We start from the raw sequence: 25,538 nt of genomic DNA, 5'->3' as shown, positions 1-25,538 counted from the left end.
GCGGGACCGACTTGCGCCACCCTTTTTCTTTTCGGTGACCCAATGACCAAGGGGGCAGCCATGTCCGGCCTTACAATCGACAATTTATCCATGCGCTTTGACCTGCCAAACGGCAGTTCTGTCCAAGCGCTCCAAGATGTCTCACTCGACCTCAAACAAGGCGAATTGATGAGTGTGCTCGGCCCCTCAGGCTGCGGTAAGACCACACTGCTCAACATCGTGGCAGGCTTTCTGGCCCCCACGGGCGGCACAATCGCCATGAACGGTCATACCGTCACGGGGCCTGACGCCGAACGGGGCATGGTGTTCCAGCAAGGCGCGCTGTTCGAATGGATGAGCGTGCGCGAGAACGTGGCCTTTGGCCCGCGCATGAAGGGGCAAAGCAATGCCCAATACGGCGCAAACGTCGATCACCTTTTGGACGTGGTCGGCCTGCAGGATTTCAAGGAAAAGGCCATCTACGAGCTTTCGGGCGGGATGCAGCAACGTGTGGCCCTTGCCCGTTGTCTGGCCAATGATCCTGACGTGATCCTGATGGACGAACCCTTGGGCGCGCTGGATGCGCTGACCCGCGAAAAGATGCAAAGCCTTGTGCTGAAGCTGTGGAAAGAGACGGGCAAGACGATCATCCTGATCACCCACTCTGTGGAAGAGGCGTTGTTGCTGGGCGAACGGTTGCTGGTCATGGCGCCGCGCCCGGGGCGCATCCACAAAGAATACCGCCTGCCCTTTGCGGATATGGGCGTGGGCCAAGACCTGCGTGAAGTGAAGAAACACCCCGACTATGCCCCCACCCGCGAGGAAATCCTCGCCATGATCTGGGACATGGAAGAGGAGATTATGGGCCGCTCGGAGGAAAGCGCATGATTATTTTACTGATCTATCTGGCCATTTTTGTGGGTGCCTACTTTGCGGTGCAATTCATCTCGAAGACCGCTGCGGGCGTCACCGACTATACGTCCCTGAAAACCGTGACCTTCGGGGATGAAAGCGCGGTGCGCCCGAACCGGACAGCCTCAATCATCTCTGTGTTGTCGATTTTTGTGCTGTGGGGGGCCTTCACCGGGTCCTCGTTGATACCCTCGTTCCTACACGCGCCCGGTCCGTTCGCGGGTCAGGGCACATTCACCTACACCGTGTCAGACGGCACGCAATCAGACGATGCAACGGTCACCGTCAACGTCCATGAAACGGACGGCGATGCCACGGTGCCTGCAGTGGAGCCGGGCGAGGGCTTTGCCAAGAACGACGCGATGTCCATCGTCAAGTTCCGCTCCAAACTGATCCGTGTGGATGAAAACGACGAACTGGGCCGCGACGCGGGCATGGTCGTGACGGCGGTGAACGGCGAACCGATTGCACCGGGTGGCGAAGTGTTCACCGATTTCGCCCGGATCGGTATGTCGCCCAAGGGCACCCTCAACGTGGTCCCCAACACCGGCTGGCAGATGGAGGCCATCTGGCTGCCGCCCCCGAGGATGTCGTGGGCCGCGTGGGCGAAATCGCCACCGAGGGCTTTCGCAACTTTACGCTGTGGGAACACCTTGGCTATTCGCTGTTCCGGGTGGTCGTGGGTTTCTTCTTTGGCGCGCTGGTGGGGATCCCGCTGGGCTATGCCATGGGCCTGAGCAACTGGTTCCGGGGCTGGTTTGACCCGATTGTGGAATTCATGCGCCCCGTGCCGCCCCTTGCCCTGATCCCGTTGGTGATCATCTGGGCGGGCATCGGCGAGGTCGGCAAGATCATCCTGCTGTTCCTCGCCGCCCTGTGGATCATGGCCATCGCGGCCCGGTCCGGCGTGTCGGGGGTCAACATCACCAAGGTGCACGCCGCCTATTCGCTGGGGGCCAGCAAGTGGCAGATCATGCGCCACGTCATCGTGCCCAACTCCCTGCCCGAGATCTTTACCGGAGCGCGCGTCGCCATGGGGGTCTGTTGGGGCACGGTTGTGGCGGCCGAATTGGTCGCGGCGGAAAAGGGGGCGGGCATGATGATCATGGTCGCGTCCAAGTTCCAGAACACCGATATCGTGATCTTGGGCATCATCCTGATCGGTGCCATCGGGTTTGGCATCGACGTGTTGATGCGCATGGCCGAAAAGTTTCTGGTGCCTTGGAAAGGCAAGGCCTGACCGCCCAGACCAATCCGACAAAAAACAGGCCCCAAAGCGGGGCCTGTTTTCGTTTCTACGGCCGGAGCCTAGCCTTCGGCCCGCGCGCGATCCTGTCGCGCCTCGCGCCGTGTCAGATAGATGGACAGGGCAAGGAAACCAGCGGTCAGAATGTACAACCCAATCGAGATTGGGCTTGCGATCAACACGCTCCAGTCACCGTCCGAGATGGACATCGCCCGGCGCAGGTTCCGCTCCATATCCCCGCCCAGCAGCAAGCCCAGTACCAGCGGCACAAGGTTGATATCCATTTTCCGCAGAATGTACCCAATGATGCCGAAGGCCACCATCATCTCTAGGTCGAAGGTGGAGTTCGAAATCGCGAACACACCCACAAAGCTGACGGCGGCCACGATGGGCATCAGCGCCCAGGTGGGCACTGCCATAAGGCGCGTGAACAGGCCGATCATGGGCAGGTTCAAGATCAACAGCGCCACATTGGCCATGTAGAGAGAGGCGACAAGGCCCCAAACCAGCTCTGGCTGGCGTTCGAACAACAACGGCCCCGGCTGCACGTTCAAAGAGATCAGCATCGCCAACATCACCGCCGTGGTGCCGGACCCCGGAACGCCCAACGAAAGCATGGGGATCAACGCCCCACCAGAGGCAGAGTTGTTGCCCGCCTCGGGCGCTGCGACACCCCGGGGATCCCCCTTGCCAAAGGTGCCGTCCCGGTTCGATTTCTGCTTTTCCGTGGTGTAGGCCATGACCGACCCCAAGGACGCCCCCGCCCCGGGCAGAACCCCAGCGATGAAGCCCACGAAGGACCCGCGCAGCATGGCGTAGCGGGTCAGCCAGATCTCCTTCCACGATGGCAACCAGCTTTCCACATGGATGGCCTTCGTCCGCTCTTTGACCGTCTTTTCCAGCAAAAACAGAATTTCGGAAATGGCGAACAGACCGACCAGGGCCACGATCGGCTCTATCCCGTCGTAGACGTGGAAATTGCCCCCGGTAAACCGTGGAATGCCCGAGATGGGATCAATGCCGATCGTCGCAATCATCAGCCCCAGCAGCGCAGAAATCAGCGTCTTGCGCGGGTCCACACCAGAGATGCCGCCGATGGTGGCAAAGGCCAGGATGTAGAGCGCGAAGTAATCCGCAGGGCCAAAATGGATGGCGGCGCGCGCCAGCAGCGGTGCGAACAACGACAGCCCGATCACCGCAATCGTGGCCCCCACAAAAGACGCGACACCCGAGATCGCCAAAGCATCCGCCGCCCGGCCCTTTTGCGCCATGGGATAGCCGTCGAGGGTGGTCATGATCGCAGGCTCATCGCCCGGAATGTTCAACAGGATCGAGCTGATCCGCCCCCCGAACATCGTCCCGAAGTAAACCGCCGACAGCAGGATCAGGGACGAGGTCGGGTCAAACCCGAACACGAACGTCAGCGGGATCAGGACCGCAATCCCGTTCACAGGCCCAAGGCCCGGCAGCGCGCCAATCAGCGTGCCAAAGAAACAGCCCGCAAACAGCAACAACAGGTTGAGGGGCGTCAGGGCGACCGCAAAGCCGCCCGCAAGTAGGGATAGGGTTTCCACCTAGCGCCCTCCGAATAAGGAACCGAGAAAGGCCAAGGGAAGGCCCAGAAGTTGGTCAAACAGCACCCACAGACCAAGTGACATGCTGGCCCCTAGGATCAGGGCTTTGACCGGCGCACCGCCAAGGACCATGCCCAGCAGGGCGATCAACAAAAACGTCGCAAGGGGAAAGCCAAGGGGCACCAACAGCAGGGCATAGCCGATCAGGACAGCCAGCGCTGCGACCTGACGCGCCACATACCTGCGCCCGGCCCAAACAACCTGCCCCGATGGAAAAACCACCAGCGAGGCGGACAGGACCATCAGTGGGATCCCCACCATCATCGGGAACACCGCAGGTCCCAACACGTCACCAAACGGGGCGGAATAATCCTTGCCGTAATAGGTATACAGCGCCGCGATCATAAAGATCGCGACGCCACCGAGCCTCATGCTCATTATTCGATCACGCCGATATCGCGCGAGATCTGCTCCATCACGTCACGCTGCTCGCGCACGTAGGCCTCGAAATCCGCGCCACCTCGCCAGATTGGCACCAGACCGAAGTCCACGGCCGCTGTCTGCCAGTTCTCGGAGTTGTACAGGGTTTCCAGATCGGACACCCATTTGTCGTACTCTGCATCCGTGATCTGACCCCCGGTGTAGACGCCGCGCCAGTTGTAGCCGGTCACGTCAATCCCCTGGCTCTTGGCCGTAGGAATATCAGGGAAGGCGGGGATCGGTTCGTCCGACAGGGCCGCCAGCACGCGGATGTCACCGGATTCGATAAAGCCCGCAATTTCCCCAATGTCCGTGGACACCACGTCGATCTGGCCGCCCATCATCTGTGTCACCGCATCGGTGCCGCCATCGAACTGGACCCAACGCAGGTCGCCCAGGTTCTCTTGCCCCGCCTCACGCGCGACCATCAGCAGGCGCAGGTGGTCCCAGCCCCCGGCCGAGGAAGAGCCTGCGGTGGTGATCGAACGAGGATCGTTGACCATGATCTCGTTCAGCTCTGCCAAGGATTGGATCGGGCTGTCGTTGTCCACGGCGATCACTCCCACGTCCGCCCCCAGCATCGCGATGTAGCGCATCGCATCCAACGGCGCGGGATAGCGGCCTTGGGCGATTTGGGTGATGCCCACGGTGGATGTGGCGACGAAAAGGCTGGCGTCATCGGGCCGCTCGTTGGCGACCATGGCAAAGGTCACGGCGCCCACCCCACCGGGCATGTTGGTGATCTGTACGTTGCCATCCACGAGATCCAGCTCTGTCATGATCCGACCGATGGTGCGGCAGGTAAAGTCCCAACCGCCGCCGGGGTTGGATGGCGCGATACATTCGGTGGCCTGTGCGGACACAGCGGACACCGCCATGAACGAGGCCGCAACCAGACCCAGCTTTGTTGTTACAAGTGTCATACGACGCATGATATTTCCTCCCTTACACTGGCTCCCTGCCAGTGTTGGTTACATTAGCGCCTGTTTCGGGATTGGCTATGCCAATTTGACGCGGTACGATTTGACCCAGCCCGGAGGAACGCCATGCACATCGAGATCACCGAAGTCAGCCCAAGGGACGGTTTGCAGAACTGGCCAGAGCCTGTGTCCACAGAGACCAAGATCGAATTGGCCCGCCGGATGATCGCCGCAGGCGCGCGCCGGTTCGAAATCACCAGCTTCGTCTCTCCGCGCGCGGTGCCTCGCATGGCGGATGCCGCCGAGGTGATCGCGGGGTTGGACGCAGGCCCAGACGTGACCCTGCAAGCCCTTGTGCCCAATCTGCGCGGGGCGGAACGGGCGGCCACAACGGCTGCGCAGGAATGGGTGTGCTTCATGTCCGCCACCGAGAGCCATTCGCTGGCCAACAGCAATTGCAGCGTGGATCAGGCCGTGGCGCGGTTCGAACCTGTCATCGCCTTGGCCCGGGCCGAGGGCAAGCGGGCCGTGGTCGCCGTCGCCGCATCCTTCGGCTGTCCCTTCGAAGGGGTCACGCCCACGGCACAGACGGTCAAAGTCGGCCGCGCCCTGCACGCCTTGGGCTTTGAGGAGCTGAAACTGGGCGACACCATCGGCACCGCCACCCCGGCCCAGATCACTGAAATGGTCACCGCCCTGCGCGCAGAGGTGCCGGGGCTGGACCTGATCCTGCACCTGCACGACACGCGCGGGTTGTCCTTGGCCAATGTGCTGACCGGGATCGAACTTGGGATCACGCGCTACGAATCCAGCGTGGGCGGCATCGGCGGCTGTCCCTTTGCGCCCGGTGCCACGGGCAATGTCGCGACCGAGGATCTGGTCCACTTCCTGCACGCCCAAGGCCACACCACCGGCTTTGACCTGACCGCCTGTATCGAGACAGGCCGGTGGCTGTCCGACGCGCTTGGCCATGCGGTCCCTGCCCGGCTGCAAGCCGCTCCGCCCATCGGCACGACCATTCCCCTCGACAGCATCGCGCGGGCCACGGGATGAGCCTGCAAGGTGTGCGCGTCATCGACCTGACGCGCGTGATCTCTGGCCCCTTTTGCACCCAGCAGTTGGCTGATCTTGGGGCCGATGTCATCAAGGTCGAGACGCCCAAGGGCGATCCCCTGCGTGCCCAAGGGGCCATGGTCGACGGGATGAGCAGCTATTTCGCGTCCTTCAACCGCAACAAACGCTCTATCGCGCTGGACCCAAGGGACGCGGTGGACATGCGGACCATTCGCGCCTTGATTGCGGGGGCGGACGTGGTGGTCGATAACTTCAAACCCGGCACCATGGCCAAGATGGGCCTGTCAGACGCAGACCTCGCCGCCCTGAACCCCCGGCTGATTGCCTGCCATATCTCGGGCTTTGGGCAGGACGGGCCCTATGCCGACCGCCCCGCCTTTGATTTTGTGGCCCAAGCCATGAGCGGGTTCATGTTCACCAACGGGTTCGAGGACGGCCCGCCCCTGCGCTCCGGCGTCCCGATCTCTGACCTTGTGGCGGGGCTATACGCCACCATCGGGATCACGGCGGCGCTGGCCACACCTAAAGAAGCCCGCAGATTCAACGCCATAGACATTGCCATGACCGACAGCATGATGGCCTTGCTGGCCTATATGGCGACCGAGACCTTTGTGACCGGCCAATCCCTGCCCCGGGTGGGCAACGACCATCCGTTAGTCGCGCCTTACGGTTTGTATGAAACCAGCGACGGCAACATCGCCGTGGCCGTGTCCCACGATGGTATCTTGGACAAGCTGTTCACGATCTTGGGCTGCACCCACCTTCTGGACGATCCCCGCTTTACGACCAATGCGGCGCGGGTGGCGCACCGGGATGCGATGCGGGCCGAGGTGCAGGCCTATTTCCACGGGCGCAGCACCGCAGACTGGACCCGGATCCTGAACGCGGGCGGCGTGCCGGCGGGTCCGGTTCTGACCGTGGAGGACGCCTTGGCCAGCCCACACGCAACGCACCGGAACATGGTCGCACAGGCCCCGACGCCCTTGGGCGGGACCATGGATGTGCTGGGCACGCCCCTCAAACAAACCCACAGCGCGCCCCACATCCGCGAAGGCGCGCCGCTGTTGGATCAGCACCGGGCCGAAATCATGGCCGAACTCGGCCCCCTAGACGAAGCGTAGATCCGTGGTCCACGTCAGATACCGGTTGAACCGGGCGGCCTTTGGCACAAAATCCCCTGCCGTGTGCTGGCCGGGAACGAAGCGGACGCGGCGGCGGCCCTCGGCCTCCAACTCGTTCACGGGGCGGGTTTCATGGGCACGGCCCCCTTGGTGGACGATGTGATAGGTCATACCCCCCACGGACCGGCCAGCGTTTTTGTCATAAAGATCAAAGACTAAAGGCGCATGGGCGGGGATCGTGGGGTGCAGGGAGGACCACGGCTGCCAGCTGCGGAAACGGATGCCCGCCCCGCGTTTGTCGGGGCCGTAGCTGTTCAGGGGCACCTCGACTTGATTGCAGGTCAGAGTATAGCGATCGGACCACGGGCCGTCGATTGTGACCTCGACCCGTTCCAGCGAACTGTCCACGTAACGCGACGTCCCGCCGCCCGTGCTTTCCTCGCCCAAGACCAACCAAGGCTCGATGGCATTGCGCAGGGACAGGCGCAGGCCTTCGATTTCCGTGTGGCCCACTTCGGGAAAACGGAACTCGAACTGGGCGTCGTACCAATCGGGGCGGAAGGGCATGTTGTGGGCGCGGGACAGGTCGCCCAAGACCTCCTTGAAATCTGACCAAACGTGGTGGGGCAGCAGGAAGCGGTCGTGCAACTCCCCCTCCCACGGCTGTAGGGGGGCCTCGTATGGCTTGTCCCAGAACCACGATAAAAGCCCCCTGATAACAAGGGCTTGCGCCATGGACATCTGCCAGTGGGGCGGCATCTCAAAGCCCCGAAACTCCACCAGACCCAGACGTCCCGTGGCACTGTCGGGCGAGAACATCTTGTCGATGCAAATCTCGGCCCGGTGGGTGTTTCCGGTCATATCCGTCAGCAGATGGCGCAGGATTCGGTCCGACAGCCACGGCGCGCCCTGCCCCTCGTCCTGCATCCGTTTCAGCTCGGCCAAGGCGATTTCCATCTCGTAGACATTGCCGGACCGCCCCTCGTCAAAGCGGGGTGCCTGCGAGGTGGGGCCAATGAAAGTCCCTGAAAACAAATAAGAAAGCGACGGATGCCGTTGCCAGTACCGGATGACGGACCCGGCCAGATCGGGCCTGCGCAGGAACGGGCTGTCGGCGGGCGTCTCGCCCCCCACGACGATATGGTTGCCCCCGCCCGACCCGGTCAGCCGCCCGTCGACCATGAACGTAAAGCTGTCAAGGCCGCACTGTCGGGCCTCTTCATAAAGGGCGGCGGTGATTTCGCGCAAAGTGCCCCAGGAATTGGCGGGATGGATGTTCACCTCGATCACGCCGGGGTCCGGGGTGACGCGGATCACGTTGATGCTGGGATCGCGGGGCGGCTCGTAGCCTTCGATGCGGATGGCCAACCCCAAGTCCTTGGCTGTATCCTCCGCGGCCTCTACCAGATCTAGATATTCATCCGCCGATCCCGTGGGGGGCATGAACACATGCAGGATACCGTCGCGCGGCTCTACGGTCAGGGCGGTGCGCACGGGATCGCCGTCGGACCACATGGGCAGGCCGCTGCTGACCCAATCGTCCGACTCGTGCACATTCCCGCACGCGTCGTCCCTGTCACGTGCATGAATCGGAGCAGATGCCCCCTTGGAGGCGTCCTGCCAGACCCACCGGGCGGGGGCGGGTTTGGCCCGCACCATCGGGTCCCGGACGATGGGTTTTTCCATCCGACGGCGCGCGCCTTTTTCGTCCTTTTCGGATTTGCGCAAAGTGGCCAACGGCAAGCGCAGGCCCGCCGGGCTGTCGCCGGGGGTCAGGAACAATTTGCCCCGCCGGGTGGTCCAACGTTCCGAGGCCCATTTGAACCGCCGCTTGCCGCCCGCCTTGGCCTGAGCCAGTTGCAAGGGGATCGCAAAACTCGCCGGGGCGCCCAGACCGGTGTTCATCATGCGGATCAGGCGGGCGCGTTCCTGGGGGTCCTCCAACTCGCTGTCTTCGGCGGTGACGTTTTCGGGCAACAGCGCCTCTGTCCCGACAAAGTGCATGGGGTCCTCGTAGACCTCGTGCACGTTCTCGTCCTCCAGACCCAGCGTGTCCGCCAGCTTGACGGCAAAATCCTCGGCCGTCTCGACCGTCGCGCGGCCCTGTCCTTCCTTGGCGATCAGGTCCACGTCCGTCCACAGCGGCAGGCCATCGCCGCGCCAGATGATCGAATAGGCCCAGCGGGGCAGCGGTTCGCCCGGATACCATTTGCCCTGCCCGTGGTGCAGGACACCGCCGGGGGCAAAGCGGGTGTGCAGCCGACGCAACAGATCATCGGCATAGGCGCGCTTGGTCGGACCCACGGCGGCGGTGTTCCATTCCGGCGCATCCCGGTCCGAGGCAGAGATGAACGTCGGCTCTCCGCCCATGGTCAGGCGCATGTCCTGGGCCTTCAGCTTGGTCTCGATGGCCTCGCCCGCGCGGTCAATCTCGGCCCATTGTTCCGGGGTCAGGGGGCGGGTGACGCGGGGCGGCTCTTCGATCCGCTTGATCTTCATGTCAAAGCCAAAGGTCACCTCGGCCCGGTCGTGCGCCCCGGTGATCGCGGCGGCGGAACTGGGTTCGGGGGTGGCGGCCAGCGGGATGTGCCCCTCGCTTGCGAACAGGCCAGAGGTGGGATCCATCCCCACCCAACCGGCCCCGGGCATATAGACCTCGGTCCAGGCGTGCAGGTCGGTGAAATCCTCCTCTGGGCCGCCGGGGCCGGTGATCGGCTTTTGATCCGCTGTCAGTTGCAACAGATAGCCAGACACGAACCGCGCGGCGTAGCCCAGACGGCGGAACAGGGCGACCAGCAACCACGCGCTGTCCCGGCAGGACCCAAGGCGGCGGCCGATCGTGACCGAAGGGGTCTGAACCCCCGGTTCCATCCGAATGGTGTATTCGATGGCGTTGGCGACGTATTGGTTCACCGCCACCAGCCAATCGTTGGTCACGCCCTGCTGCACGGGCGCGCCTGCGACGAAATCCTCGAAGACCTTGCTGCGGGTGACGTTGCGCATGTAGGGGCGCAGGTCCTTCAACAGCGCCTTGTCGTAAGTAAAGGGCACCTGTTCGGCCGAGGCGTCGAGGAAGAAGTCGAACGGGTTGATCGCCACCATGTCCGCCACCAGATCCACCGTCACCGACAGTTCGCGCGTGGGTTCGGGAAAGACCAGCCGCGCCTGCCAGTTGGCAAAGGCGTCTTGCTGCCAGTTCAGGAAGTGCCCCTCGGGCTTGACGGTGAGGCTGTAGCTTTGGATCGGGGTGCGCGCATGGGGCGCGGGGCGCAGGCGCACGACATGGGGGGCCAGCGTCACCAGCCGATCATAGGTGTAGGTCGTGGTGTGGGAAAGTGCTACTTTTATAGACATAAGTGCCTCTTTTCCTTGCAGAGTCTGTGTGAGACGCGGGTTCGTTTGCGCTTGGGCGTCGATTGTGCTGTCCTAACCACGGGACACGAATTCCCATTGACCCACAAGGGTTAACCCCAAGGACGAGCGACCGAATGTATAATGAAATGTACCGCGACGGGCAGGTCCGCGCCGAATATGCCGCCATTCAGGACTGGCTGGATCGCCACGGGCCAGAGGCGCTTTTGGACCGGCAGGCCGAGGCGGACGCCCTGTTTCGCCGCATCGGGATCACCTTTGCCGTCTATACCGAAGGGGGCGACCCGGACCGCCTGATCCCCTTTGACATGGTGCCCCGGGTCTTCAACAGCGCCGAATGGGATATCGTGGATCGCGGATCGAAACAGCGTGCCCGCGCCCTGAACGCCTTTATCGCCGATGTTTACGGCGACCGGCGCATCGTGGCCGAGGGGATCATGCCCGAGGAGATGATCCTCAGGAACCCCGCCTACCTGCCGCAGATGAACGGCTACCGCCCGCCCCACGATATCTGGTCCCATATCATCGGGGTGGATATCGTGCGCACGGGCGAGGATGCGTTTTTCGTGCTGGAGGACAACTGCCGCACCCCGTCCGGCGTGTCTTACGTGTTGCAGAACCGCGAGGTCATGGCGCGCATGTTCCCGGGTCTGTTCAAGGGGGGCAGGTGCGGTCCGTGGATGGCTACGGCGAACATCTGGCCTCGGCCATGCAGGACTGCGCGCCAGCCAATTGCGCGGGCACCCCGACCCTGGCCCTGCTGACGCCGGGGCAGTACAACTCTGCCTATTACGAGCATTACTTTCTGGCCGATCTGATGGGGATCGAGTTGGTGGAGGGCACGGACCTGTTTGTCGCCGACGACGTGCTGTACATGCGCACCACCCATGGGCCCCAGCGTGTGGATGTGCTGTACCGCCGGATCGACGACGCCTTTCTGGACCCCCAGGTCTTTCGCCCCGACAGCGCCCTTGGGGTGCCGGGCATCATCGGGGCCATGAAGGCGGGCAACGTCACGCTGGTGAATACGCCGGGGGCGGGCATTGCCGACGACAAGGCGATCTACACCTATGTGCCCGACATGATCCGCCTGTATCTGGGCGAGGACCCGATCATCCCCAACGTACAGACCTATTGCTGCGACCGCCCCGACGAGCTGGCCTATGTGATGGACCATCTGGCAGAGCTTGTGGTGAAAGAGGTACACGGCTCTGGCGGGTACGGTATGCTCGTCGGCCCGACCTCAAGCGCAAAGCAGGTGGCCGAATTTGCAAAGGTGCTGGCGGCCAACCCGACAAACTACGTGGCACAGCCGACGCTGGCCCTGTCCGAGGCCCCGATCTTGACGCCCGACGGCCCCTCGGCCCGGCACGTTGACCTGCGACCTTTCGTGATTTCGGGCAAGACCACCTCCCTGATCCCCAGCGGGCTGTCCCGGGTGGCCCTGACCCAAGGGTCCCTGGTGGTCAATTCCAGTCAGGGGGGCGGGGTCAAGGACACTTGGGTCCTGACCGGCGACACCACCAAGGGGGACAGCACCGATGCTTAGTCGTACCGCCGAAGGGCTGTTCTGGATGTCGCGTTATGTGGAGCGGATGGACACCACCGCACGCCTGCTGGACGCGGGCCGCAGGCTGGACGCCCTGCCCCGCCGGGACACGCTGGTGCACAGCGAATGGACCAGTGTGGTCGTGGCCTCGGGCTGTTCGGCCACCTATCCCGGCACGCCGGAGGATGCGGACGCGGCGGGGGTGTCCGAACACCTGATCCGCGACACTGCCAACCCCTCGTCCATCGTGTCGTGCGTGTCGGCGGCGCGCCAGAACGCCAAGGCCGTGCGCCCCTCGCTCACCTCCGAGGTGTGGGAGGCGATCAACCAGACCCATGCCGAGTTGGGCCAGCACCTGACCCGCGAGCTGGACCGCGAGAACCTGAGCGCCTTTCTGGACTGGGTCCGCAGCCGCACCGCCATGATCGGCGGCACCATCTCCGAGACCATGTTGCGCAACGATCGCCACGGGTTTGTGCAACTGGGCAAGTGGTTTGAACGGGCCGACGCCACCGCGCGCCTGCTGGATGTGAAATACCATGTCCTGCTGCCCCAAGCCACGGATGTGGGCGGCGGTCTGGATTACATGCAGTGGTTGCAGATCCTGCGCGCGGCCAATTCCGCCACGGCGTTCCGCCATATCTATGGCCGCAATCTGGATGCCGAAGGGGTCGTGGACCTGCTGGTCCTGAACCGTGACAGCCCCCGGTCCCTGCGCACCGCGCTCAGCCATATCTACGGCGAGATCGACACCCTGATCTCGCCCACGGATTATGGCCAGCAGGGCCTGCGCCAGCGGGTGCGGTCGAGATACACCGCCCTGATGGACACGGATGTGGATGACATCTTTCGCGCGGGCCTGCACGAATGGCTGACCGAGTTCATCGAGGACGTGAACGCCATGGCGACCCAGACCGCCGATGTCTTCGGCTTTGGCGCCCCTGCCCCGCAAACGCAGGGTCAGCCGACGCAGTGACGGTTGCGGCGGTGCAGCAATGGGCCTAGGAACAGCGTGAACCTGCCGAACCCTTGGAACCCACATGACATATTGCGTCGCCATCAAACTCAACAGCGGGCTGGTCTTTTTGTCCGATACCCGCACCAACGCGGGCATGGACAACATCGCCAAGTTCAAAAAGATGTTCACGTGGGAGGTGCCGGGCGACCGCTGCATCACCATGATGACGGCGGGCAATCTGGCCATCACACAGGCCGTGATTTCCCTGTTGCAGGAAAACATCGACCACCCGGAAAACGGGTTCGAGACCATCCTTGATGCCCCCTCCATGTTCCGCATCGCCGAGATCGTGGGCGACGCCATGCGTGTGGTGCAGTCGCGCTACGGGCCGGGTTTGCAACAATCGGGCGAAAGCACCATGAGCTCCATCATTGTGGGTGGACAGCGCGCCGGTGGGGCGCACCGCCTGTTCCACGTCTATACTGCGGGCAACTTCATCGAGGCCGGGGACGAGACCCCCTATTTCCAGATCGGAGAGCACAAGTACGGCAAGCCCATTCTGGACCGCGTCGTCACCCCCGAGACCCCCTTGAACGTCAGCGTCACGGCGGCGCTTTTGTCCATGGACAGCACCCTGCGGTCGAACCTGTCCGTGGGCATGCCCCTTGATTTGACCGTGCTGGAGGTGGACCAGCTGGCCTTTTCCCAAAAGCGCCGGATCGAGGACAACGACCCTGATTTCCAGACCCTGTCCACGGCGTGGTCCGCGGCCCTGCGCCGCGCCTTTGACGACATGATGCACCTGACGGGCCAGTAAACGGGCCAGTAAACGGGCCAGTAGACGGACAAGCCGGTGCCCTGCGTCGGGAGGGCCTGTGGCGGCAGACCTGACGCAAAAGCGAAAAGTGCGCAGGGCGACCAGAAGCCGCCCTGCGCGATGTTGAATCAGAACACAAAGGCCTCGTAATCAAGGTCCGTCGCCTCGACATTGGTCAGGACGATGCGGTCCCCGGACTGTCCCCCGTCCAGCTGTTGCAGATCAATGACCGTGGCCCAGCCCAGATCGGTGGTCACACCTTGGACCGCGTCAAAGGTCGTGTCGAAGGCCGTCAGGTCAATGACGTCCAGATCGGCCTCGAAGTCGTGGACGTAGTCCTTGCCCGTACCGCTGACAAACACGAAGGTATCCGCCGTACCGTCCGCGCGCCATTCGCCGCCCCACAGGTGGTCGTTCCCTGCGCCGCCTTTCAGCGTATCGCTGCCGGTGCCGCCGACAAGCTTGTCACCGCCGCTGCCGCCGGACAGGCTGTCGCTGCCTGCGCCGCCGTGGACATAATCCGTGCCCGCGCCGCCATCCAGCATGTCGTTGCCGTCCTGACCGCGCAGACTGTCGTTGCCTGCCCCGCCCATGGCCACGTCGTTACCTTGTCCACCGTTGACCGCGTCGTTGCCCGCGTCCCCGTACAGGGCATCGTCCCCGGTGCCGCCGTTCAGGGCGTCGTCGCCTTCGTTGCCGTGCATCTCGTCGTCGCCAGCGCCCCCGTTGAGGGTGTCGTTGCCCCCTTCCACGCGGACAAGGGCCGGATCCTGGATCAGGACCGCCGCATCGGCGTCAATCTGGGTGAAGGCATCAGTGGAGCGCGGATCCACGGCACCATCGTTGGACCCGGTCGAGGGGGCCTCGGACATGAACTCCGCGTAGGCCTGGCCTGCATCCCAATCGACATTGACCTTGAAGATCGCGCCTTGGGCCCCCGTGGTCTGATCCAGATCGTGGTCGCCCCGGTTCAGGCCGAAGTAAAGGTTGCCTTCGCCGTCCATGAACACGGCCCCATAGGCGCCTTTGGCCATGCCGTTCTGCATGGTGTCGCCATAAAGCGTGCCCGTGATCGCCACCTCGGAAAAGGTGGGACGGCCGCCGTCGGCCACGGTGCTGAGGTCCATCTTGACGACCTTGCCCGCCTGACCATTGGCCCCCGGCGAGACAACGGCGTAAAAGCTGTTGTCCTGCGCGTTGTAGGCAATGTCGTAGGTCCGGTCGGTGAACATGTTGGCGGGAAACTTGAAATGCTGGATTTCCGGGTTGCCGTCCGCGTCCAACTGGTCAACGTCCACAACGCTGACCCGGTTCAGGGCGCTGTGGAATGTCCACAGGTTGCCGCTTTGGTCAAAGTCGCCCACGTAATCGCCGTAAAAACCCTCGCCGATGCGGTAGGCGGCGCCATCGGCATCCAACATGACGATATCGCTGGTGGACACGTCGTGGCCAAGCGCGTCCTTGCCCGCTGATTTGGCAACGCCGTAGATCAGGCCATCCTCGACGTTGAACCCAACCGCGTTGATCTTGAAGCCCGGAGCCTCGCCCACGGCGACGTATTCCTTGTTCTCTACATCAAAGACGTTCAGCTGTCCGTCGATGACCTGATAGAGTTTGGCCTGCCCCGCGGCGAAGGCTTTGACGGTGACGGTCTCGCCCCCGATGGTCATGTCCTGATCGACCGAGATGATCGGGCCGTCGAAATTATAATCGGTGTTGGCCTCAGGTTCGAGCGCGCGGAAGGTCAGATCGCCCTGTTCGCCGGTGCTGGTGACCTCGACCTCGAAGGTCTCGAACGCGCCGGAGGTGGCCTTGACGGTGTCCACCACGGTGCCGTTCCAAATGACCTCGACAACACCTGTTGCGTGCCCCCCGCAAGGTTCGCCGCCAGATTGAAGGAAATCGTGTAGGTCTCGCCCGCGACGGTCTGTGCGGACTGCGAAATGGTTTCCACGCCAAAGCTGTCCGTCATGGTCCAGCCCCCGGCCTTGGCCAGATCCTTGAAGGTCGCGGCGGGCGTGGCCCCGGTGTCCAGCAGGTTGCCGTTTTGCAGGTCGCCATAGATCACATCATTGCCGGCCCCGCCGTTGATGACATCGTTGCCGTGCCCGCCTTCGGCAAAGTCGTTGCCGCCCTCAAGGTTCAACAGATCATCGCCACTGCCGCCATAGGCCGCGTCGTTGCCTTGGCCCGCATTCACGATGTCGTCCCCGGCCCCGGCCAGCAGCGTGTCATTGCCGGTGTTGCCCAGCAAAACGTCATCGCCGCTGCCGGTCTGGATCAGATCGTCAAAGGATTTGCCTTGGCCATAGTCGGACACAACGACCGCCTTTTGGTCATAGGTCCACTTGCCATCCACAAAGGTCCATTCGTCCCCGACCATATCGCCCGCAGCCAGATCATTGGCGGCACCTGTGGAAATGGTGTCGTCCCCTTCCAGACCATTGGCCTTGGCCACTTGGTCTTTCAGTTCGGACATGGGGGTGCCGTCGGTGCCTTCGAACCCTTCGACAATCCGGTCATCAAGGGCCGTGCCCAAGACATCAAACACAGGACTGTTAATCGTATCTTTCATTTCTTATCGACCTTTTGGTGCACAAAGCGGGACCGACGTTCTGGTGCGGTCCGGGATGCTTTGATTGGTTTTCAGCGTTTTGCTGGACCGGGCATCGCAGATCGCGAGGCCGGGTGCGAAAGGGCAAAAAGATAACTCAAGTCTCAAAAGGATAGGTCGGCGGGCGCGGATGGTTATGACGTGGACAGGGGCCGCGCGGGCGGGCGTGACGCAGGCCTATTCGGCCTGCGCGCAAAGGTATTGATCAAGGGTATCAATGGCTTGGTCTATGGACGTGCCCCAGGTCGCACCAGGCACAAAGGCCGCAAGCGCACCAAGGGTCTTGGGTCCCAACAGCCCATCCACAGGCCCGGGGTTCTGTCCCGCGCGCATCAGCATACGTTGCAAGGTGGCGACTTTGGACGGCTCTTGCACGGTGTCCTTGCCGCACGCCACAGGGGGCGGCGGTGCAACGGGGACGGCTGGGGCAACGGGGGCCTGCACCGCCGGCGGGTCGAAATCGGTGGCCGAAATCGCCTGCCCCAACAGGCACCGGCCCAAGACCCGCGCAACGACATGGGCAATTTCGGGCGGTGTGCCTTTTGTCGAGACGTCACAGGCCGCGCCGCATGTGATGGCAATCCGCCAAGGGGCCTGAGGGTCTGCTGGCCCCACTGTCCCCTCGCCATTTGCAAAGATCTGATAGCGCACGCCCTGCACCGCCCCCTCTTGCCAGAACGCCGGAAACTGCACCGAAGGCGTGTCAGAGACATGGGCCACAACATCTGTGGCGCCGGACACTGGCGTGTCGAAGGTGTCGGTCACACAAGGCTCCGCCAAGGCGGCGGACGCGCAAAACCCCAGACCGAGGACCACAGCGGACGTCTTGATCATCGTGCCGCCTGCAACAATGGCCCATGGGCGCGGAACGACAGCGCGGCCAAGACGGTCGCATTCGTATTCACAGTGACCGAGGAATTCGTGGTGCCATCGCGTTCATAGATCCCCTCGGGCCAGCCGCGATCTGGATCCCCAAGGGGGCAATGGCGTCCATCAGTTCCTGCGTGTAATCCGTGTCAAACAGCGCGTCCCACGCAAAGGCCACCTTGGTTGTGATGGTGCGCTTGCTGTCCAGACGTTCGCCCCTGAAGGACAGAACCGCCCAATCGGCCCCACCGCCCCACACGGAGGAGTAGACAAAGTACGGCGCCACATCCAGGTGCGACTCGCTGACGGCGGTCAGGATGCCATGGTTGCGAAAACGCGCCTCTTGGGCCCCATAGATCGCAGTGGCAAAACGGTGGGACCGGGTGTCAAAGCCGAACTCTAGCCCGTCGAACAGATAGGGCTCGCTGACGGTAAAGGCCGGGATCGTGTTGCGGTGCATCCGGGTGTCCACGGGGATCGGTTGCCCCTCGACCTGTCGGATCATCAGGTTCTTTTCCGCATCAAAGGCCCGATGGGTGTCAAAGCCGAACAGCATCATCGCCTTGGCCGCATATTGTTCGTAGCCCACGCGGCCCTCTTGATCGTGGCGCAGGGTCTGGTCAATCATATTGCCGCCGATCAGTTGCCCGTCCTTGATCATGGCGTCCAAGTTCCAGCGTCCAATCAACTGGGCGACCTTGGGGGCCAATGCGGGGTAATGTGCCTCGACCGCGCCAAGGGCGGCCACGATGCGCGCGATGTCCAGCGCGGACCAGCCAAGGCCCCGTTCCACGGGTTGGTTGGCATAGTTCACCAAGGCCCCCGTGCCCACGTTATAGGCCTTGTTGGGCAGCATATCGTCAAACAGGCGCATTTCGATCAGGGTCTCCAGCGCCGTGTCGATGCGGGTCTGGGCCTGCTGGCTGTCGATCACGCCCAGCAAGTCCGCTGAAATCGTGGCCACGAAATAGGACCCGGTTTCCCACATGGTGGTCGAGGGGTATTGATCCGCCGAATTGACCAGCCCGGTGTCCGGGTGCGTGTTGTTTTCAAAGTATGTCCAGGCGATGCGCGCGAACTCCAGATCCTGGGGTCCGGGGGTGCCGGTGTCCGCCAATGGCAAGGGCACCAGCGCGTTGAACGTATCCATGGCGTCAGGTCCTTGTTGCGGGGTTTGGGCCGTGAGCGGCGGCGTGCCAGTCTTGCCTTCGATAAAGAAGACCAAGGCCAAGCCGCACCCCAGCGCCAGCAGAAAGATGATGTGGCTGCGGGCTTTGATCAGATTTTCACGGAAACTCATTTCAGGCGTTCCTTGTTTCGTCTTCGGGCGTCCAGAGGGCCGCGCCGATGATGCCTGCCATCGCAAGGCAGTTGTTGAATCCCCACAGGACGTTGGCCACGACACCCGTGACCGAATGGGGGCTGTCCCCGAAGGTCAGGCTGCCCCACGCCCAGAGCGCCGACACAAGCGTCAGGGCGACCACGGCGATCTGTGGTTTGACCAACCCCAGAAAGTTGCCCGATTGGCGCACCTTTGGGGTGACGGGGAAGGATATCTTTTGGCCGCGCAGCACCGACGACAGGGCGCGCATCCCGACAGGGAAAAAGGCCAGGTAGCTGGCCTTGGACGCATAGCCCGCGACCCCCCACGTCCCCACCATGATTGCCAATTCCAGCGAGACCAGAAACGGGATCAGCCGCATAAAGAACTCGGTCGAATAGGCCGATACGGGGGAAGTACCTGTAAACAGATAAAGGATCGGGGCTGCCAGAAACACGATGTTCCACAGGGGCGACAGGTACGAATAGAACGTCGTCGCATACATGCCGCGCTGTGCCAGCGTCAGGCCACGACGAAACAGGGGATTGTCCTTGAACAAGATGTCCAGACTGCCGCCCGCATATTTATAACGCTGCACGGTCCATGTCAGCAGATCCTGCGGCGAGAGCATCTTGCTTTCGACGATGGGGTGCATCTTGGATTTCCAGCCCCGCGCCGTGTCGGAATGGAGCACGATCGAGGTGTAGATATCTTCGGAGACGTGGAACCGGTACGGGGTCAAGATCTCGGTGGTGACGGCCTGTGTCCGGATGGCGTCCACCAGCGCGGGGGCGATGGTCCGCTCCTTGCTGGACACGGTGATCCGTTCTTCGGCGGCGAGGGTCCGTTGTTCAACCTTGGCCCCAAAGCTGCGCAGGGCGGCCTCCATCACCGCTTCGCGGCGGTGGATGGACCCTGCCCCGCAGCAAAACGAAGCATTGGCCCAGTTTCTGCGGCGCTGGATGATGTCGTAGAACATTTGCGGGTCGTTGACGAAAGGATCTTGGCCCACCTGAATGGGCCCCGCGATCCGTTCCACGGCCCGCCCCAAGGCGGCGGCGCCCCCCGAAACGGCGGTTCAGGGCGTCGGGCAGGCGTTGCCCCTCGGGCAGGTCATAGAACCACTGGGGCGTTTGCACCCACGCCATCTTGGGGTCCCGGAAATACCCCAGCGTGTTTTGCAACAAGGTCGGGAAAGGCCGGGTGTCGGCATCGCAGATCACAAGAAAATCGCCACTGGTCTGTTCCATCGCATGGCGTAGGTTGCCCGCCTTGAACCCCTCGTTCGTGGTGCGCGAGATATAGTTTGCCCCCTCGGCCAGCGTCACCGCCCGCATCTGGTCGCGCCGCCCGTCGTCCAGCACGTGAATTCGGATATCTATGGGATGGGGATAGGTCATTTTCTTGGCGTCCATGATGCCAAGGCGCACAAGGTCCGGGTCTTCGTCGTAGGTGGCGAACATCACGTCCACCGCGATGGGGCGCGCGGCCTCGGGGTGCGCGGTGGTCACATCGCCAAGGGTTGCGGGCGCGTCCTTGATGTCAACGGGATCGTCTTTCCAAAGGTTGAAGACAAACAGGATCATGCCCCCAAAGGCGCAAGTCTCGGCCAAGGCCAAGGGCACCGCAAACCACAAGGCGTCCGGGTTCAGGGACCCGGTCCAGCGCCACGCGATATACCACGCCCCCAAGACCAAGGTGACCACCGCCAGAAACTGCCAAATCAATTCCCGTGTTGCGGAATAGGGCAAGGGGGCTGGTGGGATCCGGTCCTCGAATTTTGTAAAGTAGTCGTCCAAGCTATGTTCCCGCCGTCTGCACGGCATCGCGCCTGTGCCAAGGGTAAGGGCCAAGGCCAATCGTCCATGCAAAATATGTGACCCGCGACAGGCCAACGGCCAGCAGGAAGGAGCATGGCAGCGCAAAGGCAAAACGGGTCAGCACAATCAGCCACGGCGCCATCATCTGTGACAGACCTGATTTGAAAATCATCACATCAAATACGTCAATCAACAGCGGGTGGACCAGATACACCCCGAAGGAGTAACGCGCCAGCACGCTCCAACGGGGGGACCACTGTAGGAACTGCCCCCCGATGAAGATGAAGAAGATGAAAATCGGCATCAAAAAGTGCCCGTAGAAATCCCATCCCCCGCGCACGGCCCAAGTGCCCGCTTCATAAGCCGCGAAATAGAACGGCAGCGTGGCCAGATAGGCCAATCCCGCAAAGTAGAACCCGCATTTGCGGATCAGGCGCGACTCGCCCCGGGGGATGCCGTCATTCCACAGCCCGTAGATCGCAAAGGCCGCCATGCCATAGCCCACATAGCCAAACACCTTGATCGCGCGCACGAGGTAATCGCGCAGCACCGGATCCAGATCGAGGCTCCAGAGAAAGGCATGGGTGTTGTTCATCACCCCAATCGTAATGACCACTGTCAGCCCAAGGATCGGATAGCGGGTGGCGGTGCGCATCACCGGGTAGAACAGGAACAGCGCAAACAAAGTGGGCAAAAAGTGCATGTGATACTGCGACTTGCCCAGAACGAAATACCCAACCCAGCTTTGGACCTGCCCCAGCTGGTCCCAGATATAGGGCGCGTAGTTGAACGCATCTGCCTTGATCAGGCGGAAGAAGGCATAGAACACCACCCAAAAGGCAAAGGGGATCAACAGGCGGCTGGCCTGCTGGGCAATGGCCGCCCCATAGGACGGCATCTTTTTGTCCACGCGCATCGCCATCAGAAACAGCGAGAACATGAAGAACATCTCCGAGCCCGAAAACTCCCCGATGGAGCGGAGCAACAGGGGCACGATCCGTTCGTCTTGCGCGGCCCCCTGGAACGGTTTGCCGCCAAAATCCGTAGAGGCGTGGATCAACACAACGCCGAAGGCTGCGAACACCCGGTTGGCATCAAACCAGACGAGACGGGACTGGGATGCGGCGCTCATTGTGCCAGCCCCAGGGCTGGGCAGCTTTGACCAAAGACCTGACGTGGTTTGGGCGGGGCCAGTTTATGCTCTACGGTGCTGCAATTCGTGGCACCGAACTCCTCTGCCCCCTCGACCGGACGGCAATACAGGAAGTCTTCCACGGGGATGACCGGGTCCAGCTTGGTGCGGTTGGCGCAGGCGCAGCACGGCACGACCACTTCGGCGGGGTTCGGGTGACACTTGTTGCCGCGAATATCCGTCCCGACATACAGGGTATCCCAGACTTGGGTGTTCTGGTTGACGTGTTGCAGGATGGGACCCTGCACCTTGTACAACAAAGCGGCCAGAATGATCCCGTTGTTGTTGGCCGTCTGCAAGGGGATGAACCCGTTGCCATTTTCATAGACGCCTTCGTAAAAGCCGCGATCTGGTTCCGACAGGTCGGCGACAGTTTCAAACAAGAGGTCGGTGTAAGGCGTGTCCCACAGGGCCCACATGCCCACGGCGGCCTTGGCGGATACGGCGGCGCGGTCGGGCTGATACGCGCCTGTGGGATCCAGCGTGTTCCACGCATAGCCATCGGCAAAGATGCTGTCATAGACGAAGTAGGGGCGTCCCTCGACCTGATGTTCGGACCGGGCCGTGATGATCCCCGTCTGCTCGAACCGGCGCTGCTGGACCAGATAGATGCGATTGGCGAATTCGGCGCGCCACCCGTTGCTGGCCACCATGTTGTCGTTCGTGTGGTCCGTGGGCAGGTCCCAGCCCAGCTCCAGCCCTTCGAGGATATAGCCTTCGGTCAGGACATAGTTCTTGGTTTTGAAGACCCGGGGGTCGCGCCCGTCATAGGGCACCTTCACACCGTAGATATGGGCGTATTCCAAAGGTTGCGGCGCAAGGGCACGGTCCACGTTGAATCCCCAAAGCGCAAAGCCCTTTGCGGCATACTCCTCATAGCCCAGACGCCCCTCCTGGACGTAGCGGGTGGTGCCGTCCTTCTGCTTGAACGATCCGAACATGCGCCCGTCGTCACTGACAAGATTGCAAAAGTTCCAGCGCATGGGCACGTTGTCGACCCCATTGGCCAGATGCGGGTGACGTTCTTTCAGGATTTTCAGCCAGACCAACATGCGGCCGATATCATTGGCGGACATGCCAACCTCGCCCGGCTCGTTGGCGTAGTTTACCTTGGCGCCCGTCGCGGCATTGTAGACCTTGTTCGGCGCTTCGCCGCGATACAGGTCCAGATTGCGCAAGGTATTCAGAAGTTTGTTGGCCCGGGCGTCGAAGGTGCGTTTGTCGATGACACACAATTCATAGGCCGCCACCAGCGCGCTGAGATAGGATGCGGTGTCCCACAGGGTCGTGGAGGGAAACGCCCCCACGGCGTTCACAAGGCCGGTCTCTGGCTGATAGCGCAATTCGAAGTAGGACCAAGCGGTCTTGGCCATCTCGAATTCGCGCGCTGTCAGCTGGCCCATGCGGCCGGAGTGTGCGGACGATTGGTTGCGCAGACTGCGCGCGCAGGTCTGTGGGCCCGCGCCCTCGGACACCGAGATGCGCAGGGGGAGTCGGACTGGATTGTCACACTTTGAAAGGTCTCTCCCCCAAGGTGACGTACTCAAGGGTGACGGCATCGAGGGTGACGGCGCGCGCGGCATCCGGCACGGTTTGGGCGTTTGCAGGGCTTGTGGGGCCGATCATCAGACAGGCGGCAACACCAAGTGCGGCAAGTGTCACGACATTTGTAGGCATCATGGGACTAGGTTCCTGTTTTCATAAGTGTCAGCCGCAGCTGATTGCGCCCCGCGTGAGGGCCGTATGTGACGTCGTCTGCGCAGTGTTTGATCAATCCGATGCCGCGCCCGTCCTCGACCATCACATCCACATCCGCCAGCGATGGCGCGGCACGGGTCAGATCGAAGGGGGCGGCGCCTGCGGGGTCACAGATCGCCACGATCACACGGTCCGTTTCCTCGGACAGGGTGATTTCGATGGCGGCATTTGCGCGGGCCGCGTCGGCATGGCGGACAAGGTTGGTCAGCGCCTCGACGACGCAGACCTCGAACCGGAACGCCTGTTGGCGATCCAACGCGCCCGCGACGACACCCCGCAGGGACACCGCCATGGCATCAACCTCCGTCAGGTGGTTGCGCATATGAAAGGTATGCCGGGTCACAGGCTCTCGCTCAGGCTGGAAACGGCGGCGTCCACGTCGCGGTAGCTGGCAAAGACGTGTTCCATCATGCAAATGCGGAACATCTGCTGGACATCGCTGTTCAGGCCCGCCACGGCGACCTCTCCGCGGTTGCCGATCTTCTTCAACACCCCCACCAACGCGCCCAGACCCGAGGAGTCCAGAAAGGTGACGTCTTGAAAATCGATGACCAACTGGCTGGTGCCTTGGTTGATCAGGGCAATGACCTCGTCCTTGAAGGTGCGGGCATGCAACGCGGTCAGGCGTTCCACGCCGGGGCGCACAGCGACGATTTCGGCATCGTAATGGGTTGTGTGGATCATGAGGATTTCTTCCTTGTCAGGGCGAGGACGGTCAGATCGTCATCCAGAGGCTGCGCGCCTCGCCAGTCGTTCAATGCGTCTACGATACGGTCGGGGATATTCTGGGGGCCCACCGCGGGGGCAGTTTCAACCACCGCGCGTAGACGATCCGTGCCGAAGGCCTGTTGCACGGCATTGGCGGCCTCGGGGGCGGCGTCAGACGTGACAATCAGAGAGCTGCCGGGGCACAGGGTGTGCGTGTAGTTCGTGTAAGTCGCCTGGGGCAGAAGGGCCACCGGGTAGCCCCCCTGCCCCACTGGGTCAGCCTGCCCGCCCGGGGTGACGTACAGGGGCGATGGGTAACCGGCCTGACAGTAATCCATCTGCCCGGTCGCAGTGTCGATCACACCGCAGAACATCGTGAAATAATCGTCGTTGTCGGCCTGTCCAAACCGATCATTCAGCGCAGCAACAAGGGCGGCGGGGTCTGGTGTGTGACCCACCGCCAACGCCTTGGTACGAAAGAATTCAGGGGTGATCAGGTGCCCGATGGCCACGGACAAGAGCGATGCGTGCACCCCATGCCCCGAGACATCCACGGCATAAAAGCCCATCCGGTCCTGATCCAAGGCAAAGCAATTGAACATGTCGCCGGACACGATGGCAGAGGGCACAAAGGCCGAGGCAATGCTGAAGCCCAGGATGTCCCGTTGCAGGTCCGGCAGCAATTGCCGTTGCGCCGCCGCAGCCGCCCGCAAATCGGCTTGGATCCGATCATTGTAGTCTTTGAGAATGCGGCTGCGCTGTGCCAATTCGGCGGCGTGACCGACCAGACGCGTGGCCGTCTGGATGCGCGCACTCAGCAGCGCGGGGCTGCCGCCTTTGGTCAGAAAGTCATCCACCCCGGCGGCCAGCGCCTGATTGCGGATGTCGGTTTCATCACTGCCGGTGATCATGAAGATATGGATGTAGGCCTCGGACCCCATTGCGCGGATACGACGGGTTAATGCGATCCCGTCCAGCTTGGGCATCCACAGGTCGCTGATCACGATCTGAGCGCCTGTGTCGCGGACGGCCTCTAGAGCGTCCTGACCGTTGCTGGCTGGAATGACGTCGTAACCCAGCCCCTTGATCAGGTGGCACAGGTAATCCCGTTGCACATCATCATCTTCAGCGATGATGATCTTGCAGGAGGCCTCGGCCATGACGAAAGGCGCGCAGTTACCCATGACGGACACCACACAGCGCTGGCGCATTAACCTTAACGGCAACCAGAGCCGAAGGGGCCTGTGCAGGCAGAC

20 protein-coding genes and 2 pseudogenes are annotated in these 25,538 nt (G+C 62.4%); 7 read left to right on the top strand and 15 right to left on the bottom strand.

Annotated features, from left to right (window positions below):
• Positions 1 to 60: 60 nt before the first annotated feature.
• Together ACZ1G0_RS06210 and ACZ1G0_RS06205 are read left to right on the top strand one after the other, a co-directional pair.
• A complete protein-coding gene (locus tag ACZ1G0_RS06210; protein WP_472736151.1) occupies positions 61 to 867 on the top strand; it encodes a taurine ABC transporter ATP-binding protein in 807 nt (268 codons plus the stop codon).
• Positions 864 to 2,131 (top strand): annotated as a pseudogene (locus ACZ1G0_RS06205) (ABC transporter permease). The gene ACZ1G0_RS06210 and the pseudogene ACZ1G0_RS06205 overlap by 4 nt, the downstream one beginning before the upstream one ends.
• Before the next feature lie 68 nt (positions 2,132 to 2,199).
• Here ACZ1G0_RS06205 and ACZ1G0_RS06200 read toward each other — a convergent pair.
• The 3 genes from ACZ1G0_RS06200 to ACZ1G0_RS06190 are packed head-to-tail and all read right to left on the bottom strand — an operon-like array spanning position 2,200 to position 5,123.
• Entirely contained in the window at positions 2,200 to 3,711 is a 1,512-nt protein-coding gene (locus ACZ1G0_RS06200; RefSeq protein ID WP_472736150.1) for a tripartite tricarboxylate transporter permease, read from the bottom strand.
• Positions 3,712 to 4,149: a tripartite tricarboxylate transporter TctB family protein gene (locus ACZ1G0_RS06195; protein ID WP_472736149.1), complete on the bottom strand. Its 438-nt coding sequence runs from the start codon at positions 4,147 to 4,149 to the stop codon at positions 3,712 to 3,714. It abuts the gene before it with no gap.
• A complete protein-coding gene (locus ACZ1G0_RS06190) occupies positions 4,149 to 5,123 on the bottom strand; it encodes a Bug family tripartite tricarboxylate transporter substrate binding protein (protein ID WP_472736148.1) in 975 nt (324 codons plus the stop codon). The genes ACZ1G0_RS06195 and ACZ1G0_RS06190 overlap by 1 nt, the downstream gene beginning before the upstream one ends.
• Before the next feature lie 114 nt (positions 5,124 to 5,237).
• On the opposite strand from ACZ1G0_RS06190, the gene ACZ1G0_RS06185 reads away from it, so the two are divergent.
• Both ACZ1G0_RS06185 and ACZ1G0_RS06180 read left to right on the top strand, forming a co-directional pair.
• Entirely contained in the window at positions 5,238 to 6,164 is a 927-nt protein-coding gene (locus ACZ1G0_RS06185; protein ID WP_472736147.1) for a hydroxymethylglutaryl-CoA lyase, read from the top strand.
• The gene (locus ACZ1G0_RS06180) at positions 6,161 to 7,306 is read left to right on the top strand and encodes a CaiB/BaiF CoA transferase family protein (protein WP_472736146.1); all 1,146 of its coding nucleotides are present in this window, start codon (positions 6,161 to 6,163) and stop codon (positions 7,304 to 7,306) included. The genes ACZ1G0_RS06185 and ACZ1G0_RS06180 overlap by 4 nt, the downstream gene beginning before the upstream one ends.
• On the opposite strand, the gene ACZ1G0_RS06175 is transcribed toward ACZ1G0_RS06180, so the two are convergent.
• Complete coding sequence (locus ACZ1G0_RS06175; RefSeq protein WP_472736145.1) at positions 7,292 to 10,660, bottom strand: transglutaminase family protein; 3,369 nt, start codon at positions 10,658 to 10,660, stop codon at positions 7,292 to 7,294. The genes ACZ1G0_RS06180 and ACZ1G0_RS06175 overlap by 15 nt on opposite strands.
• Positions 10,661 to 10,794: 134 nt before the next feature.
• Between ACZ1G0_RS06175 and ACZ1G0_RS06170 the strand changes: the two are divergent.
• From ACZ1G0_RS06170 to ACZ1G0_RS06160, 3 genes and pseudogenes are all read left to right on the top strand, one after another.
• A pseudogene (locus ACZ1G0_RS06170) lies at positions 10,795 to 12,227 on the top strand (circularly permuted type 2 ATP-grasp protein).
• Positions 12,220 to 13,203 (top strand): alpha-E domain-containing protein, encoded by a 984-nt coding sequence (locus ACZ1G0_RS06165; protein ID WP_472736144.1) that lies wholly within the window; start codon positions 12,220 to 12,222, stop codon positions 13,201 to 13,203. Before ACZ1G0_RS06170 ends, ACZ1G0_RS06165 begins: the two are co-directional and overlap by 8 nt.
• 64 nt (positions 13,204 to 13,267) lie before the next feature.
• Complete coding sequence (locus ACZ1G0_RS06160; RefSeq protein ID WP_472736143.1) at positions 13,268 to 14,002, top strand: proteasome-type protease; 735 nt, start codon at positions 13,268 to 13,270, stop codon at positions 14,000 to 14,002.
• A 128-nt stretch (positions 14,003 to 14,130) separates the two neighbouring features.
• On the opposite strand, the gene ACZ1G0_RS06155 is transcribed toward ACZ1G0_RS06160, so the two are convergent.
• From ACZ1G0_RS06155 to ACZ1G0_RS06105, 11 genes are all read right to left on the bottom strand, one after another.
• Positions 14,131 to 15,831 (bottom strand): calcium-binding protein, encoded by a 1,701-nt coding sequence (locus ACZ1G0_RS06155; protein ID WP_472736142.1) that lies wholly within the window; start codon positions 15,829 to 15,831, stop codon positions 14,131 to 14,133.
• Positions 15,747 to 16,577 carry a calcium-binding protein gene (locus tag ACZ1G0_RS06150; protein WP_472736141.1) on the bottom strand — a complete coding sequence of 277 codons (831 nt, stop codon included), beginning with the start codon at positions 16,575 to 16,577 and terminating at the stop codon, positions 15,747 to 15,749. The genes ACZ1G0_RS06155 and ACZ1G0_RS06150 overlap by 85 nt, the downstream gene beginning before the upstream one ends.
• A gap of 216 nt (positions 16,578 to 16,793) precedes the next feature.
• Positions 16,794 to 17,450 carry a peptidoglycan-binding domain-containing protein gene (locus tag ACZ1G0_RS06145; protein WP_472736140.1) on the bottom strand — a complete coding sequence of 219 codons (657 nt, stop codon included), beginning with the start codon at positions 17,448 to 17,450 and terminating at the stop codon, positions 16,794 to 16,796.
• On the bottom strand, positions 17,447 to 17,560 hold the full coding sequence (locus ACZ1G0_RS06140) for a hypothetical protein (RefSeq protein WP_472737775.1): 114 nt from the start codon (positions 17,558 to 17,560) through the stop codon (positions 17,447 to 17,449). Before ACZ1G0_RS06140 ends, ACZ1G0_RS06145 begins: the two co-directional genes overlap by 4 nt.
• Positions 17,518 to 18,783: a DUF3131 domain-containing protein gene (locus ACZ1G0_RS06135; protein ID WP_472736139.1), complete on the bottom strand. Its 1,266-nt coding sequence runs from the start codon at positions 18,781 to 18,783 to the stop codon at positions 17,518 to 17,520. Before ACZ1G0_RS06135 ends, ACZ1G0_RS06140 begins: the two co-directional genes overlap by 43 nt.
• A gap of 872 nt (positions 18,784 to 19,655) precedes the next feature.
• Positions 19,656 to 20,603, bottom strand: coding sequence for a glycosyltransferase (locus ACZ1G0_RS06130; protein ID WP_472736138.1), 948 nt, complete (start codon positions 20,601 to 20,603; stop codon positions 19,656 to 19,658).
• 1 nt (position 20,604) lies between these two features.
• Positions 20,605 to 21,756 carry an acyltransferase gene (locus ACZ1G0_RS06125; RefSeq protein WP_472736137.1) on the bottom strand — a complete coding sequence of 384 codons (1,152 nt, stop codon included), beginning with the start codon at positions 21,754 to 21,756 and terminating at the stop codon, positions 20,605 to 20,607.
• The gene (locus ACZ1G0_RS06120; protein WP_472736136.1) at positions 21,753 to 23,219 is read right to left on the bottom strand and encodes a DUF3131 domain-containing protein; all 1,467 of its coding nucleotides are present in this window, start codon (positions 23,217 to 23,219) and stop codon (positions 21,753 to 21,755) included. The genes ACZ1G0_RS06125 and ACZ1G0_RS06120 overlap by 4 nt, the downstream gene beginning before the upstream one ends.
• Before the next feature lie 281 nt (positions 23,220 to 23,500).
• Complete coding sequence (locus ACZ1G0_RS06115) at positions 23,501 to 23,896, bottom strand: ATP-binding protein (RefSeq protein WP_472736135.1); 396 nt, start codon at positions 23,894 to 23,896, stop codon at positions 23,501 to 23,503.
• Between the two features lie 17 nt (positions 23,897 to 23,913).
• Positions 23,914 to 24,258, bottom strand: coding sequence for an STAS domain-containing protein (locus ACZ1G0_RS06110; protein ID WP_472736134.1), 345 nt, complete (start codon positions 24,256 to 24,258; stop codon positions 23,914 to 23,916).
• Positions 24,255 to 25,493 (bottom strand): SpoIIE family protein phosphatase, encoded by a 1,239-nt coding sequence (locus ACZ1G0_RS06105; RefSeq protein WP_472736133.1) that lies wholly within the window; start codon positions 25,491 to 25,493, stop codon positions 24,255 to 24,257. The genes ACZ1G0_RS06110 and ACZ1G0_RS06105 overlap by 4 nt, the downstream gene beginning before the upstream one ends.
• Positions 25,494 to 25,538 lie beyond the last annotated feature (45 nt).

This window comes from Thalassobacter sp. HA4-2 (assembly GCF_055693705.1).
Note: the sequence above shows the minus strand (reverse complement) of the source record. Positions and strands in the feature narration are given on the sequence as shown.

Coding starts and splice junctions, on each gene's coding strand:
- ACZ1G0_RS06210 (WP_472736151.1), top strand. CDS start 61: ATGTCCGGCCTTACAATCGACAATTTATCCATGCGCTTTGACCTGCCA.
- ACZ1G0_RS06195 (WP_472736149.1), bottom strand. CDS start 4,149: ATGAGCATGAGGCTCGGTGGCGTCGCGATCTTTATGATCGCGGCGCTG.
- ACZ1G0_RS06190 (WP_472736148.1), bottom strand. CDS start 5,123: ATGCGTCGTATGACACTTGTAACAACAAAGCTGGGTCTGGTTGCGGCC.
- ACZ1G0_RS06185 (WP_472736147.1), top strand. CDS start 5,238: ATGCACATCGAGATCACCGAAGTCAGCCCAAGGGACGGTTTGCAGAAC.
- ACZ1G0_RS06180 (WP_472736146.1), top strand. CDS start 6,161: ATGAGCCTGCAAGGTGTGCGCGTCATCGACCTGACGCGCGTGATCTCT.
- ACZ1G0_RS06175 (WP_472736145.1), bottom strand. CDS start 10,660: ATGTCTATAAAAGTAGCACTTTCCCACACCACGACCTACACCTATGAT.
- ACZ1G0_RS06165 (WP_472736144.1), top strand. CDS start 12,220: ATGCTTAGTCGTACCGCCGAAGGGCTGTTCTGGATGTCGCGTTATGTG.
- ACZ1G0_RS06160 (WP_472736143.1), top strand. CDS start 13,268: ATGACATATTGCGTCGCCATCAAACTCAACAGCGGGCTGGTCTTTTTG.
- ACZ1G0_RS06150 (WP_472736141.1), bottom strand. CDS start 16,577: ATGAAAGATACGATTAACAGTCCTGTGTTTGATGTCTTGGGCACGGCC.
- ACZ1G0_RS06145 (WP_472736140.1), bottom strand. CDS start 17,450: ATGATCAAGACGTCCGCTGTGGTCCTCGGTCTGGGGTTTTGCGCGTCC.
- ACZ1G0_RS06135 (WP_472736139.1), bottom strand. CDS start 18,783: ATGAGTTTCCGTGAAAATCTGATCAAAGCCCGCAGCCACATCATCTTT.
- ACZ1G0_RS06125 (WP_472736137.1), bottom strand. CDS start 21,756: ATGAGCGCCGCATCCCAGTCCCGTCTCGTCTGGTTTGATGCCAACCGG.
- ACZ1G0_RS06120 (WP_472736136.1), bottom strand. CDS start 23,219: ATGGGCCAGCTGACAGCGCGCGAATTCGAGATGGCCAAGACCGCTTGG.
- ACZ1G0_RS06115 (WP_472736135.1), bottom strand. CDS start 23,896: ATGCGCAACCACCTGACGGAGGTTGATGCCATGGCGGTGTCCCTGCGG.
- ACZ1G0_RS06110 (WP_472736134.1), bottom strand. CDS start 24,258: ATGATCCACACAACCCATTACGATGCCGAAATCGTCGCTGTGCGCCCC.
- ACZ1G0_RS06105 (WP_472736133.1), bottom strand. CDS start 25,493: ATGCGCCAGCGCTGTGTGGTGTCCGTCATGGGTAACTGCGCGCCTTTC.